The 23,369-nt window shown below is 71.5% G+C and carries 17 protein-coding genes and 1 pseudogene; 8 read left to right on the top strand and 10 right to left on the bottom strand.

Features of this window, described 5'->3' with window-relative positions; genetic code table 11:
* Positions 1-35 precede the first annotated feature (35 nt).
* Positions 36-2,039: a heavy metal translocating P-type ATPase gene (locus tag OG331_RS09010; RefSeq protein WP_406193760.1), complete on the top strand. Its 2,004-nt coding sequence runs from the start codon at positions 36-38 to the stop codon at positions 2,037-2,039.
* A gap of 170 nt (positions 2,040-2,209) precedes the next feature.
* Here the strand turns inward: OG331_RS09010 and OG331_RS09005 are convergent, their stop codons facing one another.
* Positions 2,210-4,975, bottom strand: coding sequence for a M4 family metallopeptidase (locus OG331_RS09005; RefSeq protein WP_406193758.1), 2,766 nt, complete (start codon positions 4,973-4,975; stop codon positions 2,210-2,212).
* Between the two features lie 458 nt (positions 4,976-5,433).
* Positions 5,434-5,923, bottom strand: a pseudogene (locus OG331_RS09000) (substrate-binding domain-containing protein); the annotation flags it as partial.
* Between the two features lie 107 nt (positions 5,924-6,030).
* On the opposite strand from OG331_RS09000, the gene OG331_RS08995 reads away from it, so the two are divergent.
* From OG331_RS08995 to OG331_RS08985, 3 genes are all read left to right on the top strand, one after another.
* Entirely contained in the window at positions 6,031-6,747 is a 717-nt protein-coding gene (locus OG331_RS08995; RefSeq protein ID WP_406193756.1) for a transcriptional regulator, read from the top strand.
* Entirely contained in the window at positions 6,744-7,721 is a 978-nt protein-coding gene (locus tag OG331_RS08990) for a pyridoxal-phosphate dependent enzyme (RefSeq protein WP_406193754.1), read from the top strand. The genes OG331_RS08995 and OG331_RS08990 overlap by 4 nt, the downstream gene beginning before the upstream one ends.
* Before the next feature lie 142 nt (positions 7,722-7,863).
* Entirely contained in the window at positions 7,864-8,223 is a 360-nt protein-coding gene (locus OG331_RS08985; protein WP_328877559.1) for a cupin domain-containing protein, read from the top strand.
* Positions 8,224-8,284: 61 nt separating this feature from the next.
* On the opposite strand, the gene OG331_RS08980 is transcribed toward OG331_RS08985, so the two are convergent.
* The gene (locus OG331_RS08980) at positions 8,285-9,262 is read right to left on the bottom strand and encodes an NAD(P)-dependent alcohol dehydrogenase (protein ID WP_406193752.1); all 978 of its coding nucleotides are present in this window, start codon (positions 9,260-9,262) and stop codon (positions 8,285-8,287) included.
* Between the two features lie 180 nt (positions 9,263-9,442).
* Here OG331_RS08980 and OG331_RS08975 point away from each other — a divergent pair, with 180 nt between their 5' ends.
* The gene (locus OG331_RS08975; RefSeq protein ID WP_406193750.1) at positions 9,443-10,144 is read left to right on the top strand and encodes an SDR family oxidoreductase; all 702 of its coding nucleotides are present in this window, start codon (positions 9,443-9,445) and stop codon (positions 10,142-10,144) included.
* A 12-nt stretch (positions 10,145-10,156) separates the two neighbouring features.
* On the opposite strand, the gene OG331_RS08970 is transcribed toward OG331_RS08975, so the two are convergent.
* Both OG331_RS08970 and OG331_RS08965 read right to left on the bottom strand, forming a co-directional pair.
* Positions 10,157-11,515, bottom strand: coding sequence for a vWA domain-containing protein (locus OG331_RS08970; protein WP_406193748.1), 1,359 nt, complete (start codon positions 11,513-11,515; stop codon positions 10,157-10,159).
* Positions 11,512-12,369, bottom strand: coding sequence for an AAA family ATPase (locus OG331_RS08965; protein ID WP_406193746.1), 858 nt, complete (start codon positions 12,367-12,369; stop codon positions 11,512-11,514). The genes OG331_RS08970 and OG331_RS08965 overlap by 4 nt, the downstream gene beginning before the upstream one ends.
* A 174-nt stretch (positions 12,370-12,543) precedes the next feature.
* Between OG331_RS08965 and OG331_RS08960 the strand changes: the two genes are divergently transcribed.
* Complete coding sequence (locus OG331_RS08960; protein WP_406193744.1) at positions 12,544-13,113, top strand: TetR/AcrR family transcriptional regulator; 570 nt, start codon at positions 12,544-12,546, stop codon at positions 13,111-13,113.
* Between the two features lie 100 nt (positions 13,114-13,213).
* On the opposite strand, the gene OG331_RS08955 is transcribed toward OG331_RS08960, so the two are convergent.
* Together OG331_RS08955 and OG331_RS08950 are read right to left on the bottom strand one after the other, a co-directional pair.
* Positions 13,214-14,524: an FtsX-like permease family protein gene (locus OG331_RS08955; protein ID WP_406193742.1), complete on the bottom strand. Its 1,311-nt coding sequence runs from the start codon at positions 14,522-14,524 to the stop codon at positions 13,214-13,216.
* A gap of 3 nt (positions 14,525-14,527) precedes the next feature.
* Complete coding sequence (locus OG331_RS08950; protein WP_406193740.1) at positions 14,528-15,319, bottom strand: ABC transporter ATP-binding protein; 792 nt, start codon at positions 15,317-15,319, stop codon at positions 14,528-14,530.
* A gap of 320 nt (positions 15,320-15,639) precedes the next feature.
* Between OG331_RS08950 and OG331_RS08945 the strand changes: the two genes are divergently transcribed.
* On the top strand, positions 15,640-18,780 hold the full coding sequence (locus OG331_RS08945; RefSeq protein WP_406193738.1) for a family 78 glycoside hydrolase catalytic domain: 3,141 nt from the start codon (positions 15,640-15,642) through the stop codon (positions 18,778-18,780).
* A 47-nt stretch (positions 18,781-18,827) separates the two neighbouring features.
* A complete protein-coding gene (locus tag OG331_RS08940) occupies positions 18,828-20,366 on the top strand; it encodes an FAD-dependent oxidoreductase (protein ID WP_406193736.1) in 1,539 nt (512 codons plus the stop codon).
* Between the two features lie 10 nt (positions 20,367-20,376).
* Here OG331_RS08940 and OG331_RS08935 read toward each other — a convergent pair whose 3' ends face one another.
* From OG331_RS08935 to OG331_RS08925, 3 genes are read right to left on the bottom strand one after another with little or no spacing between them, the layout of a single operon-like run.
* Positions 20,377-21,039, bottom strand: coding sequence for a lactate utilization protein C (locus OG331_RS08935; protein ID WP_406193734.1), 663 nt, complete (start codon positions 21,037-21,039; stop codon positions 20,377-20,379).
* On the bottom strand, positions 21,036-22,523 hold the full coding sequence (locus tag OG331_RS08930) for a LutB/LldF family L-lactate oxidation iron-sulfur protein (RefSeq protein WP_406193732.1): 1,488 nt from the start codon (positions 22,521-22,523) through the stop codon (positions 21,036-21,038). The genes OG331_RS08935 and OG331_RS08930 overlap by 4 nt, the downstream gene beginning before the upstream one ends.
* Positions 22,520-23,275 carry a (Fe-S)-binding protein gene (locus OG331_RS08925; protein ID WP_328877547.1) on the bottom strand — a complete coding sequence of 252 codons (756 nt, stop codon included), beginning with the start codon at positions 23,273-23,275 and terminating at the stop codon, positions 22,520-22,522. The genes OG331_RS08930 and OG331_RS08925 overlap by 4 nt, the downstream gene beginning before the upstream one ends.
* Positions 23,276-23,369: the final 94 nt, after the last annotated feature.

Raw genomic sequence — 23,369 nt, 5'->3', positions numbered from 1 at the left:
GAAGGGGTGTTCATCTATTCCTGTATCGTGAGCGCATGACTTCGACGCTCACCCCGCCGTCGGCCGAGCGGGCCGTGTCGGCGTGTGCCGGGGCCGTGCCACGGCGGCGTACCCGGCTCCTCGCGCTGCCGGAGGTCCGCTGGGCCGGCGCGGCCACCGCACTGTTCCTGCTCGCTCTGCCCCTACAACTCGCCGGAGCGCCGGCCTGGACGTGGGGCCCGCTCTACGCGTTGTCGTACGCGACCGGCGGCTGGGAGCCGGGCTGGGAGGGGCTCAAGGCGCTCAAGGGCAGGACCCTCGACGTCGATCTGCTGATGGTCGTCGCCGCGCTCGGCGCCGCCTCGATCGGGCAGGTGATGGACGGCGCCCTGCTGATCGTCATCTTCGCGACCTCGGGCGCACTGGAGGCACTCGCCACCGCCCGCACCGCCGACTCCGTGCGCGGACTGCTCGACCTGGCCCCTGCCACGGCCACCCGGATCGCCCCCGACGGTACCGAACAGGCCCTCACCGTCGAGGAGTTGACGGTCGGCGACACCGTCCTCGTACGGCCCGGCGAGCGCGTCGGAGCCGACGGCCGGGTGCTGGACGGCGTCAGCGAGGTGGACCAGGCGAGCATCACCGGCGAACCGCTCCCCGCGCCGAAGCAGCCGGGCGACGAGGTGTTCGCGGGCACCCTCAACGGCACCGGGGCGCTGCGCGTCCGGGTCGAACGCGACGCCTCCGATTCCGTGATCGCCCGGATCGTACGGATGGTGGAAGAGGCGTCAGAGACGAAGGCACCCACCCAGTTGTTCATCGAGAAGGTCGAACAGCGCTACTCGCTGGGCATGGTCGCCGCGACGCTTGCCGTGTTCGGAGTCCCGCTCGCGTTCGGCGAGGAGTTCTCCGAGGCGCTGCTGCGCGCCATGACCTTCATGATCGTCGCCTCGCCCTGCGCGGTGGTCCTGGCCACCATGCCGCCCCTGCTGTCGGCCATCGCCAACGCCGGCCGGCACGGTGTGCTGGTGAAGTCGGCGGTGGTGATGGAGCGCCTCGGCCAGGTCGACGCCGTCGCCCTGGACAAGACCGGCACGCTCACCGAGGGCACCCCGCGTGTCGTCGACGTACGGCCCCTGCCCGGAACGGCGCTGGACGAGGACGAGCTGCTGACGCTCGCCGCGGCGGCCGAGCACCCCAGCGAACACCCGCTGGCCCGGGCCGTGGTGGACGCCGCACGCGAACGGCGCCTCCACCTGCCCGACGTGCGGGACTTCATGTCCGCGCCCGGGGTCGGCGTGAAGGCCGTCGCGGGCGGTCGTACCGTCGAGGTGGGTGCCCCGGCCCGCCTGCTCGACGACGCCTACGACGCAACCGACGCCGATGACGCGAGCCCGGTCGCCGCGCTCGCCGAAGAACTCCAGCACTCCGGCCGTACCGCCGTCCTCGTGGTCGTCGACGGCACCCCCGCCGGGGTGCTCGGCATCGCGGACCGGCTGCGCCCCGACGCCGCCGCCACCGTCGTCTCCCTCACCGCACTCACCGGCGCCGCCCCGACCATGCTCAGCGGCGACAACCCCCGGGCCGCTGCCCACCTGGCCGCCGAGGCCGGCATCGAGGACGTGCGCGCGGGGCTCCTGCCGCAGGACAAGATGGCCGCGGTCAAGGAGATGGAGGGGGCGGGCCGCAAAGTGATGGTCGTCGGGGACGGTGTCAACGACGCACCCGCCCTGGCCGCCGCCCATATCGGCGTCGCCATGGGCCGCGCGGGCTCCGACCTCGCCCTGGAGACCGCCGACGCGGTGATCGTCCGCGACGAACTCGCCGCCGTCCCCACCACCGTCGCCCTCTCGCGCCGGGCCCGGAAACTGGTCGTGCAGAACCTCGTCATCGCCGGGGTTTTCATCACCGGCCTCGTCACCTGGGACCTGGTCGGCACGCTCCCGCTGCCGCTCGGCGTCGCGGGCCACGAGGGCTCCACGGTCCTCGTCGGCCTGAACGGACTGCGGCTGCTGCGGGACGCGGCTTGGGAGCGGGCGGCGGCAGACGGGGCCGGCTGACGGAAGCGGCTGACAGCGCCCCGTGCCGACAGAGCCCGGCCGGCAGGGGCTGTGGCCCGAGGGCCGTACGTGCCGGCGGCCCACTGCGCGGGGCCGTTGGCCCGCCCTGTCACACACCGGGCGGGCCAACGGCCCCTGTCGCGCTGCTCCGTTCGGACTGCGCCGCCAGGTCAGTCGCAGCGGCCCGCCGGCCGAGCGCGGGTCACGGCATCGGTGGTGCCGGTCGTCGAGTCCAGCCACACCACCTGGCTGCCGCCGACCGCTGCCGCGGACGACTGCTCGCCGCGGTTGCAGGAGACCCGGCCCTTGCGGGTGGCCGGATCATCGGGCGCGCCGACCGCGTCGAACTGGTAGAGCTTGGGCGCCGATTCGTTGCTGAGCGGGGCGCCGGCCAGGTAGCTGCCGACCGTCACCCTGTCCTCCGAGACCGTCAGGTCGTAGGCGTTCAGGGCGTTCGGCCCGGTCTCCGGGCTCAGGTCCACCACGCCGGAACCGTCGAGTGCGGCGCGGCGCAGGGCCCTCGTTCCGTCGGTGGCGTCATCGTCGAGGAGCCAGAAGACGTGGGTGCCGTTGATCGCCGTCGGGCCGAGACTGCTGCCATCCGCAGCCGCTTGGACCGCTGTGTTCTCGCCGGTGGCGACGTCGATGACCCGTGTGCTCACCGCGTACTCGGCGCGCACCCGTCGCCGCTCCTGGTAGGCGACCTTGCCGTGGCCCACCGACGGCGCCCACGCCCGGTAGTAGGTGCCACCGCCGATCGTCTCCACGTTCGCCGGGTCCTTGATGCTCAGATACGCCACGGCCCGGCGCCCGCCGTAGGTGACGTAGTCGAAGGCCACGAGGTCACCGTCGACGTCCACCGAGCTGCCAGGGGTCCGGCCGTGCCAGAGCTTCTTCACGGGACCGCCCGCGAGCGGCCTGGCCAGGACGTCGACGCCGTCCGAGCCGTACGCCTGCCACACCACGGTCTTGCCGTCGGTGGCCGGATTGACGTGGTAGCGGCCGTCGTTGGGGCTCATCGGCTTGGGCGTGCCCTGGCCGTCGGCGCGCCCGGCCCACACCGAGTACGGCTCCGTGCCGTCCTCGTTGGACTTGGACGCCGCCCACCAGCCGCCGCCCCCGCCCAGGTTCGTGTTGCTGGTGTTGATCCGGTCGAGGAGGACGTCGGCGTCCATGCCGAGGGCCGACTCCCAGCCGGGCGCTATGCCGTGGGCGGTGAAGGCGCGCTGCAGTGTCTTCCGGCCCGCCGCCGGGATCGCGAGGTCCTGGGCGGCGGCGAGCACGGCGGCCCGTGCCTCGGTGAAGCCGTCGAGCGGCGTGAGGTACTCGGTCAGTGCTCTGTAGACGATCTTGTCCATCGTCTCGGCGCCCAGGTCCTCACGGGCGTCCCACAGCGCGCCGCCGATGATGGTCGAGTTGAGGTGGACACCGCCGCTGTCGGTGGCGAAGCCGACGCCGAGGAACGACTTGGCCGTGGTGCGTCCGTCGCCCAGGTCGCGCAGCGCGCATTCCCGAGGGGACTTGGTCCGGCAGAGCCGCTCGCCCAGCAGGCCCGAGTCGGGGTCCGTCGCCGGGATGCCGTACACGTCCGCCTCGATGGCGTTGCCGAAGTAGTCGGCGATGGCCTCGTTCAGGGCGCCGGACTGGCCGGCGTAGACGAGGTTCGCGGAATGCTCGATCACGCCGTGCGTCATCTCGTGGCCTACGACGTCCATGGCCGCGGAGAGCGGGCGGTACTCGGCGTCACCGTTGCCGTACACCATCTTCTGGCCGTCCCAGAAGGCGTTGACGTACGGCTGCCCGTAATCGGTCACGCCCACCAGGGAGTTGACGGTCATGCCGCGGCCGTTGAGGCTGTCGCGGCCGTGCTTGCCCTTGAAGTAGTCGTAGACCTGCCCGGCGGCCCAGTGTGCGTCCACGGCCCCCGAGTCGGTGGCCTCGGCGCCGAACGCAGGGGTCGGCGAGCCGAACTCCTGGACGCCCTCGGGCCACACCCCGCCGACGTCGGTGTACCACTTGCCGCGCGCGTCCCAGGTCGACAGGACGTTGTCGGAGTCGCCGGCGGGTATTCGGGAGCGGTCGCGCAGGACGTACAGGCCACGGTTGTCGTCGCGGTCGATGTCGAGGCCGACGGAGGTGCCGTCGAGCCTGACGCCGGTGCCCTTCTCGGCGGCGAGCGCCTGCCGCGGGGTCGTGTCGGCCGCGGACTGCCCGGCTGTCGTGCGAGGCGTGCCGAACGTCTTGATACCGCTGTACTGAAGGACCGGGTATCCGGCGCGGGCGTCCACGTAGACCTCGCGGCGCACGGGCGCACCCGTCGCCGGGTCCGTGCCGTGCACGGTGACGTGCCGGGTGAGGACGCCTGCTCCGGCGGGCAGTACGACGAGGCCGCGCGCGGTGCTTTCGAGCGGGGACTCCTCCTCGGCCCCCTCGCGCGGTGGCGCGGCGGCGAAGTTCCTGTCGCCGAGTTCGGTGAGGACGGCGTGTACGGCACGCTCGACGGCGAGCGCCTCGCCGACCTCGGGCGTCGTGCCGGTGCTCAGCTCGGTGAAGTACTTGCCCGAGGTTCCGGTGACGACCCGCTCGCCGTCCTGCCGCTGCATACGGACGACGTACTGGCCGCCCAGGACGGGCACCCCCCGGTGCCGCTGCTGGAGCCGGACGGTCTCGCGACCGTCGGCGGCGGTGGTCCCGGCGAGCACCAGATCGCGGTTCGCGTCGGGGATCCGGTACCGGCCCTGCCTGCCGTCCAGATAGGCGCGGGCCGCGGCTGCGGCACTGCCGGTGGCGGGAGCCTGCTCCCGGATGCCCCGTACCAGCGCCGGGGTCTGCGTCTCCTGCCCCGGGATCACTTCCGCCGGGCTAGGCGGCGGTGCCGTCGCCTCCGTCACGGCGTCGGCAGGCGCCGCCGAGACGACGAGTGCGACGACGCTCAACAGCGCCGCCGCACCCGGTAATCCGATCGGTTGTGCCCGGTGACCGCCTCGGCGGCCGCCGACTCTTCCGGTGGCTCTTCTGGGGTGACGCACGATACGCACGGTCTCCCGACCCCCCTCGCTCGCGGTGCCGGTGACACAGTGCCGCCCGGCCAGGGGTCATCGAAGCGGCGAAGTTCCGTTCGATCAACGGGGCGGGTGTGCCCAAAGGTGACTTCCGGCCGTAGTCGGGCAGGCGGCGGCTGCCGGTCAGCGTCCGGGCTCGGGCGTAGGGCTGTTGCTGCGGCGGACCAGCAGGTCGACGGGGATGAGTGAGTGGACCGGGTGGGGCTCGGCAGGGGCGTCGAGCCGGTCCAGCAGTAGGCGTAGCGAACGGGTGCCGGTCTCGGGGTGGGTGTGCCGACTGGTGGCTTCCGGCCGTAGTCGGGGAGGGGGGCTGCCGGTCGGCGTCCGGGCTTGGGTGCAGGGCTGTTGCTGCGGCGGACCAGCAGGTCGACGGGGATGAGTGAGTCGACCGGGTGGGGCTCGGCAGGGGCGTCGAGCCGGTCCAGGAGCAGGCGCAGCGAACGGGTGCCGGTCTCGGCGAAGTCCGTGCGCACGGTGGTCAGCGGCGGCCGGAAGTGCTCGGCCTCGGGGATGTCGTGGTGGCGCACGACGCTGACGTCGCCGGGGACGGACCGGCCGGCCTCGTGCAGCGCGTGCAGCAGGCCGAGGGCCATCCGGTCGGTGGAGGCGAACACGGCCGTGACGTCGGTGCGCCGGGTCAGGCGACGGCCCAGCTCAGCTCGTAGCCGGAGTCGGCGCTCCAGTCACGATCAGCGGGGCCGGCACTTCGGCCCCGGCCGCCTCCAGACAGGCCTGCCGGCTGCCCAGCCGCTGGTCGGCCGAGGTCCAGCCGGTCGGACCCGCGATGTGCCACACGGTGTCGTGGCCCAGGCCCAGCAGACGCCCTTGCCTGGACCCTGTTTGGACTGTCAGTACAGAGTCTGGACGTGTAGTCTGGATCGTGGCTCGGAGGGGCAGGCCGACGAGCCCTTGCGGCAGAGGAGTGTGCGATGGCGGCCGAGCGGGCCCTCGAAGCGGAGCGGGATGCGATCGTGGCCGCGCTGAGACCGGTCGTCGACGGGCTCGTGGCGACGTTCGGGGCGATGTGCGAAGTGGTCCTCCACGACTATCGGCGGCCGGAGAAGTCCGTGGTCGCCGTGGCCGGTTCGGTGACCGGGCGGGCCGTGGGCGGGGCCATGAGCGAGATCGGCATGCGGGTCGTCGCGCGCGGCGACGGTGCGGGCGACGAGCTGAACTACGTCACCCGCACGCGGAGCGGCAAGCTGGTCAAGGCGTCCACCATGGTGCTGCGGGACTCGACGGGCACGGTGTTCGGCGCCCTCTGCGTCAACCTCGACGTGACCGCCGTCAATGACGCCCACGCCCTGCTCGGAGCCCTCGCCGGCGCCGGCACCACCTCGGCCGACGTCCCGGTCACCACCTTCGGCAACGACATCGACTCCGTGGTCGACGCCATCCTCGACGCCCACCAGCTCCGGCAGAACGGCAGCTGGGCCGGTCTCGCACGCGCCGAGCGCCTGGAACTGTTCCGCGGCCTGGACGAGCGGGGCGTCTTCGCCGTGCGGCGCGCGATCGAACAGGTTGCGGCACGGCTCGGCATCTCCCGAGCGTCCGCCTACAGCTATCTGTCGCAGGCGCGCACCGAGGCCGGGACGTCGATCGACGAGGCCGCCACCGACACGACACCCTCTGGAGGACACGCGTGACGACCACCACCCCACCGGTCACCCTCGACGACGTCCGCGACGCCGCCGCCCGGCTCAAGGGCGTCGCGCACCGCACCCCGGTGCTGCGCTCGCGCACGCTCGACGAGCTCGTCGGCGCGGAGGTCTTCCTCAAGTGCGAGAACTTCCAGCGGGCCGGCGCCTTCAAGTTCCGCGGCGCCTACAACGCGGCCTCCCGTCTGACGCCGGAGCAGCTGGAGCATGGCATCGCCGCGTACTCCTCCGGGAACCACGCGCAGGCCGTCGCCCTCGCCGCCCGGGAACTCGGCACCACCGCGGTGATCGTCATGCCCGAGGACGCCCCGCCGTCGAAGCGGGCCGCGACCGTCGGTTACGGCGCCGAGATCGTCACCTACGACCGCTACACAGGCGACCGGGTCGCGATCGCCGAGACACTGGCCGCCGAGCGCGGCCTCACCGTCATCCCGCCGTACGAGCATCCGCACATCATGGCCGGGCAGGGCACCGCCGCGCTCGAACTCCTAGAAGAGGTGGGGGAGTTGGGTGCGCTGCTGACGCCGGTCGGCGGCGGCGGGCTCATCGCCGGCAGCTCCACGGTGGCCAAGGGCCTGTATCCGGACATCCGGATGATCGGCGTCGAGCCGGACGCCGGGGACGACACCAAGCGATCCCTGGAGGCGGGGCGGCGCATCAGCATCCCGGTGCCGCACACCATCGCCGACGGCCAGGCCCTGCACACCCCCGGCGAACTCACCTTCTCCGTCAACCGACGGCTCGTCGACGCGATCGCGCTGGTCAGCGACGACGAGATCCGGGACGCGATGCTGTTCGCCTTCGAACGCCTGAAGATCGTCGTCGAGCCGAGCGGCGCCACCCCGCTTGCCGCCCTGCTCACCGGACGGGCGGGCACGCTGCCACGCCGGGTTGGCGTGATCATCTCCGGGGGCAACGTCGACGCCGAGCGCTTTGCCGAGCTCTGTGGGACGCGGCCCTGAGCGGGAGTTTCCCCGAATGGCGGCCTCGGATGGCCGGGCGGACGATGGAGTGGTAGGGGGCCGGCCGTCGACGGCGGTCCGCAGGGTTCGCCGGGGAGACCGGCCGCGGTCGCGGTGAGTCGCGGCCGGAAGGGAGCACATCATGTTGGAAGTGAAGCCCATCGACAAGCCGGACGAGCGGCGTGATTTCCCCCGCGGTCACCTCGAAGCCGTCCACATGACGGATCTCGACTTCGCCGTGGCGACCTTCGAGCCCGGTTGGCGCTGGACGGAGTCCGTGGCCTCCATCGCGGGCACCGACACCTGCCAGATGCACCACAACTGCTACATGGTCCAGGGCCGCATGCATATCCGCATGGACGACGGCGGCGAGAGCGAAGTCGGTCCGGGTGACGTCTTCGTCTGCTCACCCGGACACGACGCCTGGGTCGTGGGCGACGAGCAGGTCGTGGTCTACGACTTCCAGGGACAGACGGCGAGGGAGTACGCGAAGCAGAAGTAACGCGCGGCCCACCGATTCGGGCCCGGTACGTCAGACATCACAGGGTGACGACTCCGGTGCGTCAGACGGTGACGACTATCTTCGCGCGCGCGTGCTTCACCTCCACGTACCGGAGCGCCTCGGCAGCCTCGCTCAGCGGATACGTCCGCTCGACGACCGGGGCGATCCTGCCGGACTCGGCGAGTTCGCGCAGCGCCGCCAGGTTGGCCCTGCTCTGCCGGGCCGAGATCTCGAGCAGCTGCTGCGGGCGCGCGAAGGGCGCCGCCAGCCGCCGCTTGAGGAAGAGCCCCATGGGGCCGACGACGCTGCCGCCCTCGTACACCCCGCCGCCGGACAGGATGAGCTTCCCGGTGGGCGTCAGGACCCGCCGGAACTCCCCGAGTGAGCGATTGCCGACGAGGTCCAGGACTACGTCGTACCGCTGCTCGCCCCGGGTGAAGTCGTCCTGCGTGTAGTCGATGACACGGTCGGCGCCGAGTGAGCGGACAAGGTCGACGTTCCTCGTGCTGCACACGGCCGTCACCTCCGCGCCGTACGCCTTGCCGAGTTGCACGGCGAACGTGCCCACCCCGCCCGACGCCCCGTTCACCAGGACCGTCTGGCCCGGTTGCAGCCGGGCGACGTCGCGCAGGCCGATCAGGGCGGTGTTCCCCGCCAGCGGTATCGCCGCCGCCTGCTCGAAGGTGAGGTTGGCCGGCTTCGGGCCGACCTCGCTGTCCCGCGCGCACACGTACTCCGCGAACGCGCCGTCGGCCTCCCCGTACACCTCGTCTCCCGGCTCGATCCCCGTGACCCCGGCGCCCACCGCCTCCACCGTGCCTGCGAAGTCCCGGCCCCGCACGCGCGCCCTGGGCCGCCGCAGCCCCATCATGCCGCGGCCGATCAAGGGGTCCCCGCGCATGAAGTGCCAGTCGTAGGCGTTCACCGAGGCCGCATGCACCCGCACCAGCACCTCGTCGGTGGCCGGCACCGGCCGGTCGATGTCCCTGAACTCCAGCACGTCCGCCGAGCCGTACCGGTCCTGCAGCACTGCCTTCATGGGATCCCCCTCCATCTCTGGCGAGCCTACGGAAAACCATCGGAGGCGGATATCGGGGATGAACCCTGATTTTCTCGGGGTCACCCCCGGCCTTGCCCTGATGAAACCGATCGGTTTACGCTGGGTCCCACAGTCGGAAACCGATCGGTTTCCATGTCTCGAGACAGCCTGGAGAGTCCCATGACCGCCATCGAAGGTTCCGTCGCCCTGGTCACCGGCGGCAGCCGCGGCATCGGCCGTGCCCTGGTCGCCGCTCTGTACGAGCGGGGCGCGAAGAAGGTGTACGCCACCGCCCGCGACCCGCGCACCGTCACCCACCCCGACGCGGTGCCGCTCGCCCTGGAGGTGACCGACCCCGCGTCCGTCGCGGCGGCGGCCGAGCAGGCGCAGGACGTCACCCTGCTGATCAACAACGCGGGCGCGTCGGTCAACGCGAACTTCCTCGACTCTCCCGTCGAGGACGTCCGCCGTGAGTTCGAGACCAACTTCTACGGACCGCTCCTGGTCACGCGGGCCTTCGTGCCCGTCCTCGAACGCAACGGCGGCGGGCACATCCTGAACGTCCACTCCGTGCTGTCGTGGATCGGTCTCGCCGGTTCCTACAGCGCGTCCAAGGCCGCCTTCTGGTCGCAGACCAACTCACTGCGCCTGGACCTGAAGCCGCGGGGCATCGAGGTCACGGGCCTGCACGTCGGATACGTCGACACTGACCTGACCGTCGGCATCGACGCGCCCAAGTCCACGGCCGAGAGTGTCGCCGCACAGGCCCTCGACGGGATCGTGTCGGGCGCCTTCGAGGTCCTGGCCGACGACATCTCGCGGCAGGTCAAGGCGGGCCTGGCGGCCGACCCGGCCACTCTGTACCCGCAACTCGCCGCCTGATCTCCGCCCTGATCACACCGGCAGCAGGCGCGCCACCAGCGCGCTGAGCTGCCGGGCGGTGCGGCACTCGTGCATCTCGACCAGCTCGGCGTAGGCAGGCGCGGCGGAGTCGCCCGTGCCCCAGCGGGAGTGCTGCTCCGGGTTCAGCCAGTAGACCCGACGGGCCCGTTCGGAGATCTGCCGTACGGCCGGCAGGTTCGGGTCGCTCTGGTTGGTACGGGCGTCACCGAGGACGAACACGGTCGTGCGCGGGCCGACGGTGTCGACGTACCGCTCCGCGAACTCGCCCAGCGCCATGCCGTAGTCGCTGCTGCCGTGATAGCCCGTCAGCGTGGCCTCCGCCTCGATGCGGGCGCTGAGCCCCTCCGGGTCGGCGGTCCCGCGCTGGAGCAGCCCGGTCACCTCGTCGATCCGGTTGACGAAGGCGAACACACGCACCTTGCTGAACTGGTCGTGCAGCGCCTGCACCAGCAGCATCGTGAAGTCCGAGAAGCCGGACACCGACCCCGACACATCGCACAGCAGCACCAGTTCGGGGCGGACGGGCCGGCGTCGGCGCAGTACCGGCTTCATCGGCACGCCGCCCGTCGACAGGGAACCGCGCAGGGTCCGCCGTAGATCGATGCTGCCCCGCGAAGCGCGGCGGCGGCGTGCCGCCAGCCGGGTCGCGAGTTTGCGGGCGAGTGGCTGCACGGCCCTGCGCAGCTCGGCCAGTTGAGCCTTGCCGGCGAAGAGGAAGTCGACCCGGTCGGCGGTCGGAGCCACCGCCCGCCGGGCGATCTCGTCCCGCCCGCGCCGCTCGGCGACCCGGCGGCGCGCCTCCGCGGCCACCAGCGCCCGGAACGCCTCGATGCGCTGCCGGATCTCGTCCTCCAGCAGCCGGTCCGTGAACCCCGGACTCCCGCCCTGCCCACGGATGGTGTCGCGGACACGGGCCAGCAGGGTCTGCGGCCGCAGCCGTTCGAGCGTCTGGTACGACGACCAGCCGTCCGACTCCGGCGAGGAGCCGTAACCGCCGAAACCGTCGACCGCCTCGGCCGCCAGGCGGCCCATCAGGGCCCGGTCGTCGGCGGCCAGGGCCGCCGCCAGACGGTCGCGCAGGTCGTCCCGGCCCGCCGCTTTCTGCTCCGGCGCGCCGACACCGCGCGGAAAGTAGAGGTCGAAGACCGGGTCGAACACCGGCCGTTGGCCGTTTCCGTGCAACAGCGTCGCCGCCAGCCCCTCGCGCAGCAGCTCCCGGTCAGCGAGACCGAGGGCCTCCATCGCGCGCCCCGCGTCGACCGTCTCGCCGGTGCCGATGCGGACACCGTGCGCGCGCAGCGCCGAGACGAGGGACGTCAGCCGCTCCGCGACGCCCGCGGGCGTGGTCACAGGGCGTCCAGGTCGAGCTTGGCGGTCGCCTTCAGGACGTCGTCCTGGTGCTTGAGGAGCACGCCGAGGCTGGCCTGCACGACCGTCTCGTCCAGCGTGCCGGCGCCCAGCGCCAGCAGGGTGCGCGCCCAGTCGATGGTCTCGGCTACCGACGGCACCTTGCGCAGGTCCATCGCCCGCAGCGCGCCCACGACCCGGACGACGGAGCGGACCAGCGCCTCGTCGAGCCCCGGCACCTTCAGCCGTACGATCCGGCGCTCCAGCTCCTCGTCCGGGAAGCCGATGTGGAGGAACAGGCAGCGGCGGCGCAGCGCCTCGGACAGCTCTCGGCTGGCGTTGGATGTGAGGACGACGAAGGGGCGGCGCGTCGCGGTGATCGTGCCGAGTTCGGGGACGGTCACCTGGAAGTCGCTGAGCACCTCCAGCAACAGGCCCTCCACCTCGACGTCCGCCTTGTCGGTCTCGTCGATCAGCAGGACCTTCGCCTCGTCGCCCCGGATGGCCGTCAGCAGCGGCCGCGTCAGCAGGAACTCCTCGCTGAAGATGTCCGTGCGCGCCTCGTCCCACGTCTCGTCGCGGCCCGCGCTGATGCGCAGCAGCTGCTTGGCGTGGTTCCACTCGTACAGTGCCCGGGACTCGTCGACGCCCTCGTAGCACTGCAGGCGCACGAGCCGCGCCCCGGCGACCTCGGCCACGGCCTTGGCCAGCTCCGTCTTGCCGACCCCGGCCGGGCCCTCCACCAGGAGCGGCTTGCCGAGACGGTCGGCGAGGAAGACGGTCGTGGCGACCGCGGACGAGGCGAGATAGCCGGTCTCGGCCAGACGTGCGGAGACGTCGTCGACGGAAGTGAACAACGGGGCCTCCGGCTGGGTGGGAGATGTCTGTTCCGGTCACCTATCTGGTCCGGTCACCTATCTAAGCGCTTGTTCACCGCCGCTGTCACCTGTGATCCGAGGCCTTTTCCGAGGGCTCCCTCGCTGGAGACCGATCGGTTTCCTTCTGGCTCGGGCGCGCGGTAGCCTCGCCGTATGGCCATGACAGACAAGGCGTCCACCAAGGACCGGCTCCTCGACGCGGCGGCCGAGCTCTTCTACCGCGACGGTGTCTCCATCGGCGTCGAGGCGCTGTGCCGGACCGCCGGGGTCTCGAAGCGGTCCATGTACCAGCTCTTCGCGAGCAAGGACGAGGTCCTCGCGGCGAGCCTGGCCCGACAGCTCCCGGCGTACGAGGCCCAGCTGGCGCCCGGCGCGCAGGACGCCGGCACGCCCCGGCAGCGGATCCTGCTTGTCTTCGAGCGGCTGGAGAAGGCTTCCACCGAGCCCGCCTACCATGGCTGTCCCTATCTCGCGGCCCTGGTCGAGCTGAAGGATCCCGGGCATCCGGCGAGTGTGGTCGCCCGCGGGGCGAAGGAGTGGATGCGGGACTTCCTCCGTGCGCGTGCACAGGAGGGCGGGGCGCGGGATCCCGAGCTGCTCGCCCGCCAGCTGATGCTGGTCTTCGACGGGGCCAGCGCCCGGGCGGGCGCCCAGGTCGAGACGCTGGACGGGCTGGCCACCGCGACCGTGACCGCACTGCTGGACGCGGCCGGCGTGGAGTGACACAGGAAGGGGCGGCCACCGTGGTGACCGCCCCTCGACCTACCTGTCGTCCTCGTCGTACCTGCCGTCCACGTACCTGTCGTCCTCGTCGTGCCCGGCGTCACGACGCCACCGCGACCGCCCCCACCGCCGGAGTGCGCAGCATCCGCCGGGCCGTGGCCAGGCTGGTGCCCAGGGTCGCCGTCGCCGCGATCGCGACCACGGCGACCGCCGTGCCGTAGGTCTGGCCCGGCAGTACCCCGTCGGTGCGGACCATCGTGAACGGGACGATCCCGGCCAGCGCGGCCACCATGCCGAGGAGGACTCCGGAGACGGTCAGGATCAGCGTCTCGGTGCCGACCGTCCCGAGCACCTGCCCCGGAGTCGCCCCGGCGAGTCGCTGCTGCCCGAACTCCCGGCTGCGGTAACTCGTCGCGGCATACAGCGAGTTGACCAGCATCACGCAGACGAAGACCACGATGATGCCGACGACCGTGAAGTTGAGCGTCTCCAGGTTCTTGGCGTCGATCGACTTCGTCAGACCCGAGGACTCGACGGCGTCGCTCTCCACCGCCTGCATGGTGAGCGTGGCCGTGGCCACCGCCGTGAAAAGGATCAGCGACATCAGGATCCCGGCCAGATGACCGGCCCGCTCCCGCAGATTCCGCACGGCCAGCCAGCCGCTCGCCCCGCTCAGCGGCAGTCGGTCCAGCACGCCCTCCAGGAGCCGCGGCGCCAACAGCGCGAAGCCGACCGACAGCAGGATCGCCCCGTAGGCCGGCGCCGCCATCAGCGCCGCGTCCGTCGCCGAGAACGCGAAGGTGGAGGAGGCCGCGGCGGCCCCGGCGAGCAGCGCGCCGTACGCGAGGAACTTCCGTGCCCCGCCCCGCCGTTGGTGTCCGCGCGTCGCCCGCCGTACGGCGAGGAAGGCGGCGCCCGCGGATGCGAGCAGTGTGATGTCGATGCCCGACAGGAGCGCGATCGGGCCGAAGGAGTGGTCGACGGACTCGGCAACCTGGCCGCTGTTCCGGAAGATCTCCAGCAGTGCCCGGCCGCCCAGCATCGCCGGGCCGATCGCCAGCGCCGCGCCCACCAGCGCCACGACCACCGCCTCGCCGACGACCATCCGCTTGAGCTGCGCCGGAGTCGCCCCCGAGCAGCGCAGCAGCTCCAACTCGGCGGTACGTTGACGGACGTTGACCGTCAGGGCGGAGGCGACGGCGAAGAAGACCAGCAGGGTGCCGTAGCCGCCGACGACGCCCGCCGCGGTGGACAGTGTCTCCGCGCTGGTCGAGTCGACGCCGTCCTGCGCGGCCGTGTCGTGCATCGAGTTGAACGTCATGATGATCGCCGCGCCGAGAAACGCGGACAGCAGCGTGGCGAGGAACCGCCCGGGGCGGTGCCGTATCGACCGTATGGCCAGCATGAACATCGCTCATACCCCCGTCGTCACGTTGTCGCCCAGGTGCGCCAGGCGTTCGGCCACCACATCCGCCGTCGGGGCGTCCAGCCTGCCCGCCAGCCGTCCGTCCGCCAGGAACAGCACCGAGTCCGCATAGGAGGCGGCGACCGGATCATGGGTCACCATCACCACCGTCCGGCCGTGCACCCGCACCGTCTCCTGGAGCAGCCGCAGCACATCGCGTGCGCTGCGCGTGTCCAGGGCGCCCGTCGGCTCGTCCGCGAAGATCACCCGGGGCTCGGCGACCAGGGCGCGGGCGATGGCGACTCGCTGGCGCTGACCGCCGGACAGCTGGTCCGGGCGGTGCCCCAGCCGGTCGCCGAGACCGACGGACGTCAGCACCTCCTTGGCCCGCCTCCGGTCGACGCGCTGCCCGGCGAGCTTGAGCGGCAGCACCGTGTTCTGGGCGACGGTCAGCGTGTCCAGCAGGTTGTACTGCTGGAACACGAACCCGATCCGGCCACGCCGGAACTTCGTCAACTCGGCCTCGCCGCCCCCGGACAGCTCGGTGCCGTCCACGCACACGATGCCGCTGTCGGGCCGGTCGAGACCGGCCGCACAGTGCAGCAGCGTGGTCTTGCCGGAGCCGGACGGCCCCATCACCGCGGTGAAAGTGCCCCGCCCCAGCCCCAGCGTGACCCCGTCCAGCGCGGTCACCGCGCTGTCCCGCGCACCGTAGGTCTTGGTGACCTTGACCAGCCGGAGTGCCTCGGCGGCGGGTCCCTTGTCGTGCGTACGTCGCGAGCTTGCCCGAAACATCGTCATCACTCTCCGTCCGGCACTCCCTGTGCCCCGCCGACGAAGCTACGGAGCCGGCGAGCCGACCACATGGGGCGCAGAACCCGTATTGCCGGGTGTACTTGGCGACACCCCCTGGCGGGGCAGAGCCTCGGGCCGCACGGAACCAGCCAATTGAACGGTTTCAATTCCATCATTGCCGCACGCTTCGCCGACTGAGTGCTTCTGTTGGAATCTGCACAGAATTCATGCTGCTCGCACCATGGACTCACGTCACTTCTGCCACTAGCTTCAACCGTCGTTCGACCTGAATCGTTCCAACTTCGATGAGCCGAAGGGACAACGGCATGAACGACGGAGTCGACCGTACGAAGGGCAGAGGGGTGCGCCGCAGGACCGTGCTCACCACCGCACTCGGCGCAGCACCGGTGGTTCTGGCGGGCGGGATCGCCGCGGGCGGCCCCGCTTCGGCCGCACCCAGCTCGCGCCGCACGGCCGTCGAGGGCCTGACGGTCGAGCACAGAACGAACCCCCTCGGCGTGGACGCCGCCCACCCGCGGTTCGGCTGGCGCATGGCGTCCTCGACGCGCGGCCGCCGCCAGTCCGCGTACCGGATCCTCGTCGCGACCGCACCCGACCGCCTGACCCCCTCCCGGGCGGACGTCTGGAACAGCGGCCGGGTCGCCTCACCCGACTCGATCGCGGTGCGCTACGAAGGCCCCGCCCTGCGCGCCTCCACCCGCTACCACTGGACGGTGACGGCCTGGGACGAGACCGGCCGCGCCGTCCCCGCCGCCCCCACCGCCCACTTCGAGACCGGCCTGCTCGGCACCGACGGCATCGCCGGCTGGGACGGCGCCCGTTGGATCACCATGGCCGGCAAGCAACCCAACACGCCCGGCGCCCCACTGCTCCGCCGCCAGGCAGACCTGACGGGACGTCAAGTGCTCGGCGCCCGGCTCTACATCTCCGCCCTCGGCGTCTACGAGGCCCACATCAACGGCCACCGCGTCGCTGTGGCGCAGGGCGACACAACCACCCATGAGCTGCTGACGCCGGGCTGGACCAACTACGACAGCACCGTCAACTACTTCACCTACGACGTCACGGACCTGGTCACGGGGGAGCGCCACGACGGGCAGCAGGGGAACACGGGGCACGTCACCCTCGCCGCCGTACTCGGCAACGGCTGGTACAACAGCCGTGTCTCCGAGAACAGCACCTACTACTCCGCCGACGGCAATCGCCTGGCCCTCAAGGCCAAGCTCCTGATCCGGTACGCCGACGGATCCGAGCAGACGGTGGTCACCGCACCAGGCGACGACTGGAAGGCCACCGACACCGGCCCCTACCGCGCCGACGACATCTACGACGGGCAGACCTACGACGCCCGTGAGGAACTGGCGGGCTGGACGGCCGGCGACTTCGACACCTCCGCCTGGGCCGGCGTGACCGAGCACGACTTCACCACCAGGTTCCCCGACGTCAGACTGGTCGCCCACCCGGGCGAGAGCGCCCGCCTGATGTCCCGGTGGGACCGCAAGCCGCAGTCCGTCACCGTCTACACGGGCGTCACCGGCCAGGACGGCAGCCCAGGCGGCAAGGGACGCATCGTCGTCGACCCCGCCCGCACGGTCACCGACCCGGACGCCGCAGCCGAGGCGGCCGTGACCCTGCACCCCGGCGACACGGCCGTCATCGACCTGGGCCAGAACCTGGTCGGCGTACCCCGCTACACCCTGCGCGGCCCCGCAGGCACCCAAGTCGCCTTCAAGCCCGGCGAGATGCTCAACGACGACAGCGAGGGCGCCGACGGCCCCGTCGGCTCGGTCTACCGCGCCAACCTCCGCTCCGCGAAGGCCACCAGCACGTACATCCTCAAGGGCGACCCCGACGGCGAGTCCCACGAGGACTCGCTGACCTTCTACGGCTTCCGCTACGTCTCCGTCACCGCGACCGACACGGTCACCCTGACCCGCTTCACCGGCCGGGTCGCGACCTCCGCCCTCCGTGACATCGGCACGATCACGACCGACGACACCGACGTCAACCAGCTGATCAGCAACGTGCGTTGGGGACAGCGCGGCAACTACCTCTGGGTGCCCACCGACTGTCCGCAACGCGACGAACGCCTCGGCTGGACGGGTGACACCCAGCTCTTCTCCAACACCGGGCTCTACAACACCGACGCGGTCAACTTCCTCAGCCACTTCGAGGACAACCTCATCGACTCGCAGCGCACCTACGGCCTGGACGGCGCCCAGTTCACGGCGGTCGCGCCAGGCAACCGCTACAACGCGGCCGCTCCCGCCAGCGGCTGGGCGGACTGCGGTGTGGTCGTGCCGTGGACGGTGTGGCAGATGACCGGCGACCCCACGATCGTCGACCGCAGCTGGGCGGCGATGACGAAGTACGTCGACTGGATCCGCGGGCGCACCGGCGACGCGTACGCCGGGCAGGGCGCCATCTTCGGCGACTGGCTCGCCTTCCAGGACACCAGCACCCAGCTGATCAGCGACGTCTACTACGGCTACAGCGTGCGCCTCATGGCGGACATGGCCCGCGGCACCGGCCGCACCACCGAGGCACGCGCCTACGACGACCTCTTCGCCCGCATCAAGCGCGCGTTCACCACCAAGTACCTGGCCACCGACGCGACGACGGGCCGGGTGACCGTACGGTCGAGTCTCGGAGACGCGCCTCCCACGGGCGGCCGGACCGAGGACGACACCCAGACCGCCCTGCTGTGGGTCCTCAAACTCGGCTTCTACGACACCGAGGCCCAGCGCCGCCAACTGGTCACGCTGCTCGCCGAGAACATCGGCAACGACGAGGCCTACAAGGAGGCCCACCCCGACAGCACCCGCGTGAAGTACACCGAGAACACCCTGTCCGTCGGCTTCCTCGGCGTGAACGTCCTCGCCCCCGTGCTCACCGACGAGGGCCGCGTCGACCTCGCGTACCGGCTGCTGCACCAGGACGCCATGCCGTCCTGGCTGTACTCGGTGCGCAACGGCGCCACCACCATCTGGGAGCGCTGGAACTCGTACTCCAAGGAGGACGGCTTCGGCCCGGTCGACATGAACTCGTTCAACCACTACTCCTACGGCGCGATCATGGAGTGGATGTACGAGAGCATGGCGGGCATCGCGAAGGACCCGGCCCACCCGGGTTTCCGCCACTTCTTCCTGCGCCCGCACCTCGACCCGGCCGGGCGGGTCACGCAGGTCGCCGGCTCGCACCACTCTCCGTACGGGGAGATCGTCAGCGAGTGGCGGGCGGAGGGCCGGAGGCTGACGTACCGGGCGGTGGTCCCCGCGAACAGTACGGCGACCCTGCACATCCCCACGTCCGACCCGGTCTCGGTGCGCGAGGGCAGGACCCCCCTGGCCCGGGTGACGGGCGTCGAGCACCTGGGCTTCGAGGACGGGACAGCGAGCTACCGGCTGCCCTCCGGCCACTACCGGGTGACCGCCGCCCTCGGCTGACCTGCGGTCCCCCGTGTGGCGATGCCGGTCGGGGGAACTCGGCCGGCATGGACGAGCCGACCCGCACCCGCACGTCGTACTGGATCGAGACGGCACCGCCCGGCGACCTCGCGCCCCCGCCGGACGGTGACCTCACGGTCGACGTCGCCGTCGTGGGCGCGGGGATCGCCGGGATCGCCACGGCCTGGGAGCTGGCCCGGCGGGGTCACGGCGTCGCCCTGCTGGAGGCGGACCGGATCGCCGCCGGCGTCACCGGGCACACCACCGCCAAGCTGACCGCCCAGCACACCCTGATCTACGACCGGCTCCGCCGCACCCGCGGGAAGGACGGCGCCCGCCTGTACGCGACCTCGCAGACGGACGCGATCCGGCACGCCGCCGACGTCGTCGACGAGCTCGGCATCGACTGCGACTGGGAGGAGACGGCGGCCTACACGTACGCCGAGGACGAGGACCGTACCGACGAACTGCGCGCCGAGGCCGATGCCGCCCGGGAGGCGGGCCTGCGCGCGGAGTACGTGACCGGGACGGAGCTGCCGTTTCCGGTGGCGGGGGCGGTGCGCGTCGAGGGACAGGCGCAGTTCCATCCCCGCAAGTACCTGCTGGCGCTGGTCGCCGACCTCAAACGCCTCGGCGGGCAGGTGTACGAGCACACCCGCGTGGTGGGTCTGTCCGAGGGCGAGCCCTGCGTGCTGACGACCGAGGACGGCGTGAAGGTGACGGCCGGCACCGTCGTGGTCGCCACCCACTACCCGATCTTCGACCGGGCGCTGCTGTTCACCCGCCTCTCACCCCGGCGGGAACTGGTCGTCACCGCCCCCATCGAAGCGGCCAAGGCGCCGACCGGCATGTACATCACCCCCGAGCAGAACACCCGCTCGCTCCGCACGGCCCCCTACGGGGACGGAGAACGCCTGCTCATCGTCACCGGCGAGCACTTCACCCCGGGCGCGGGCGGCGATGTCGAGGCGCGCTTCGACGCGCTGACCAGCTGGGCGGTGGAGCGCTTCGGTGACCTCACCTTCACCCACCGCTGGGCCACGCAGGACAACGACTCCACCGACTCCGTCCCGCTCGTCGGCCCCCTGCACCCCGCCGGCCGTCATGTGCACGTGGCCACCGGCTTCGGCGGCTGGGGACTCAGCGGCGGCATCATGGCGGGCCGCCTGCTCTGCGACCTGATCACCGGTCGGGAGAACCTGTGGAGCGACCTCTACGACCCACGCCGTCTGAAGTCCGTCGTCCGCGAGGGGAAGGACTTCGTCAAGCACCAGACTGACGTCGCCCGCCACTTCGTCGGCGACCGGCTGCACCACCTCCCCGGCCCGTCGACCTCATCGGTGGACGACATCGCCGCCGGAGAAGGCGCCATCGTCCGCGTGTCCGGCAAGCGCTGCGCAGTCCACCGCGACGACGACGGAAACGTGCACGCCGTCTCCGCCAAGTGCACCCACCTCGGCTGCCTGGTCGCGTTCAACCGCGCGGAACGAACCTGGGAGTGCCCCTGCCACGGCTCCCGCTTCGATCCGGACGGCCGTGTCGTCCAGGGGCCCGCCGTACGGCCGTTGGAGCGGCGCGACCTCTGAGGCGGTGCCCTCAGCTGCCGTCGGGGCCGACCAGGACGACCTCCAGCGTGCGCGGGCCGTGCACCCCCTCCACCCGGTCCAGCTCGATGTCGCTGGTGGCCGAGGGGCCGGAGATCCACGTCAACGGGCGGGTGGGATCGAGGCGTTCCAGCGCCTGAGGGACCGACGACACGACCTGCTCGGGGACCCGTACGACACAGATGTGGTGATCGGGCACGAGCGTGATGCGGCGACGGCCCTGGTCGGGGGAGCCGTCGAGGACGAGAGTGCCGGTCTCGGCGATGGCGAGTGCGCAGCCGGTGACCACGCTCTCGACCTTGTCGAGTTCGTGAGGCGTACTCACGGCGCGGTCGTGGACGCGGGTGGGGTCGGCGGCCGACATCCACTCCGGCGGGAGACCCGGAGGGACGAGCACGTACTGGGGCCCTCGTTCGGCGAGCAACCGCATGATCAGGTAGGGCAGTTCCTCCGTGGTCGTCCGGTGCACGATCGCCCGGTAGTCCGCCAGGTTCTCGGCCAGCAGACCGACCGTCTCCGCGACACCGCGCTGCCCGTGCTCACGCAGATAGTCCCGTGGAACCGCCTCCTCGTACGGCGGCTCGTCCCGGGGCGTGTCCGGTACGTCCGCCAGCGCGCGTCGCACCCGGCCCAGGATCCGTTCCCTGCTGCTCACTTGGCACCGCCCTTTCCGCCCTGCGTCCGCTGCCACCAGTCCCGGAACGGCTCCGCAGGCACCGCCGGCAGATCCCTCGTACCGCTCCAGGCCTTGCCAGGGCCGGGCAGCGAACGCGGATGCAGGCGGCGGGTGCGTGACGCGAATCGCTGCCCGGTGCGCAGTGCGCCCGGGTGGCTGAACGCCCAGCGTGCCGCCCGCATCGCGGCCCGCTCGGCGGCATGCCCCTTCGCGGGCTTCAGGACCACCTTGTTGCCGTTCGAGGTCACCTGGCCGCCCTCCACGACGCGCTCCCGCAGATGCACCAGCACCTCGGGGATGTCGATGGCGACCGGGCAGACCTCGTAGCAGGCACCGCACAGCGATGACGCATACGGCAGCGAGGCGTCGATCTCGCTTGTCACGCCCCGGAGTTGGGGGCTGAGGATGGCACCGATCGGGCCCGGGTAGACCGAGCCGTAGGCATGACCGCCGGCCCGCTCGTAGACGGGGCAGACGTTGAGGCACGCCGAGCAGCGGATGCAGCGCAGGGCCTGGCGGCCGACCTCGTCGGCGAGCGTGTCGGTCCGCCCGTTGTCGAGGAGGACCAGATGGAAGGTCCTCGGTCCGTCTGCCGTCGCGGAGTCCGTCGTGCCGGTCCACATGGACGTGTACGGGTTCATGCGCTCGGCGGTGGAGGAGCGGGGGAGGGTCTGCAGGAACACCTCCAGGTCCCGCCAGGTCGGCACGATCTTCTCGATGCCGACGACCGAGATCAGCGTCTCGGGCAGGGTCAGACACATCCGTCCGTTGCCCTCGGACTCCACCACGACCAGGGTGCCGGTCTCGGCGACCATGAAGTTGGCGCCGGAAATACCGACCTTGGCGCGCAGGAACTTCTCGCGGAGGTGCAGCCGGGCCGCCTCGGCGAGTTCGGCGGGGGTGTCCGTCAGGCCTTCCGGAGCCGGGCGGCCCCACTGGCCCATCTCACGCCGGAAGATGTCCCGGATCTCGCCCCGGTTGCGATGGATGGCCGGGACGAGGATGTGCGAGGGCCGGTCCTTGCCCAACTGCACGATCAGCTCCGCGAGATCGGTCTCGTACGCGCGGATGCCCTCCGCCTCCAGGGCCTCGTTCAGTCCGATCTCCTGCGTGGCCATCGACTTGACCTTGACGACCTCCGACTCACCGGTCGCCTTGACCAGCTCGGCCACGATCCGGTTGGCCTCGTCGGCGTCGGCGGCCCAGTGGACCGTGCCGCCCGCCGCCGTGACCGACTCCTCCAACTGCACGAGATACCGGTCGAGATGACGCAGCGTATGGTCCTTGATCCGTTTTCCGGCCTCCCGCAGGGCCGTCCAGTCGGACACCTCCGCGACGGCCTTGGCCCGCTTGGCGCGGATCGTGTGCGTGGCGTGACGCAGGTTGCCGCGCAGGGTCGTGTCGTGCACGGCCTCGTGCGCGGCCTCCGGAAACGCCGGCATCCCCACGAACGTTCCACTCATGCCGCCGGGTCCTCCTCCGTGCTCGCCAGGATCTCCGCGATGTGCACCGGCCGCATACCCGTCCGCAGCCGGGTCATGGTCCCGCCGATGTGCATCAGACACGAGTTGTCGGCCGCGCACAGCACCTCGGCGCCCGTCGACTCGGCGTTGCGCACCTTGTCCGTGCCCATCGCCGCCGAGACATCGGCGTTCTTCAGCGCGAAGGTCCCGCCGAATCCGCAGCACTCGTCCGCGCCCGGCAACTCCGCCAACTCCAGCCCCTTGACGGCCTGGAGCAGCCGCCGGGGCCGGTCGGCCAGCCCCAGCCCGCGCAGCCCGTGACAGGTCGGGTGGTACGTCACCCTGTGTGGGTAGTAGGCGCCCACGTCCGTCACCCCCAGCACGTCCACCAGGAACTCCGTCAGCTCGTACGTCTTCGGCACGACCGGCGCCAGGGTCGCCGCGAGCGTGTCCCCGCGCCCCTCGGCCCGGGCCCGCTCACCCATCCGCGGATACAGCTCGCGCACCATCGCCCCGCACGATCCGGACGGGGTAACGATCGCCTCGTACTCCCCGAAGACATCGGAGAAATGCCGGGCGAGCGGCTCGGCCTCATGCCGGTATCCGGTGTTGTAGTGCGCCTGTCCGCAGCAGGTCTGGGCCATCGGGAAGTCGACCTCGACGCCCAGTCTGGTCAGCAGTTTCACCACAGCGCGCCCGGTGTCCGGATAGAGCGTGTCGTTGACACAGGTCAGGAACAGGGCGACACGCATCGCGGCTCCTTGCGATCGATCATCGGATGAGTGCAGGGTAATGCGGCAGCGCGGCGCAGGGGAGACCCCGCTCGCCCCGGGTGCCCCGGTCACC

Source organism: Streptomyces sp. NBC_01017, assembly GCF_045162795.1.
GTDB lineage: Bacteria > Actinomycetota > Actinomycetes > Streptomycetales > Streptomycetaceae > Streptomyces > Streptomyces machairae.
This window is presented reverse-complemented; position numbering and strand designations above follow the sequence as displayed.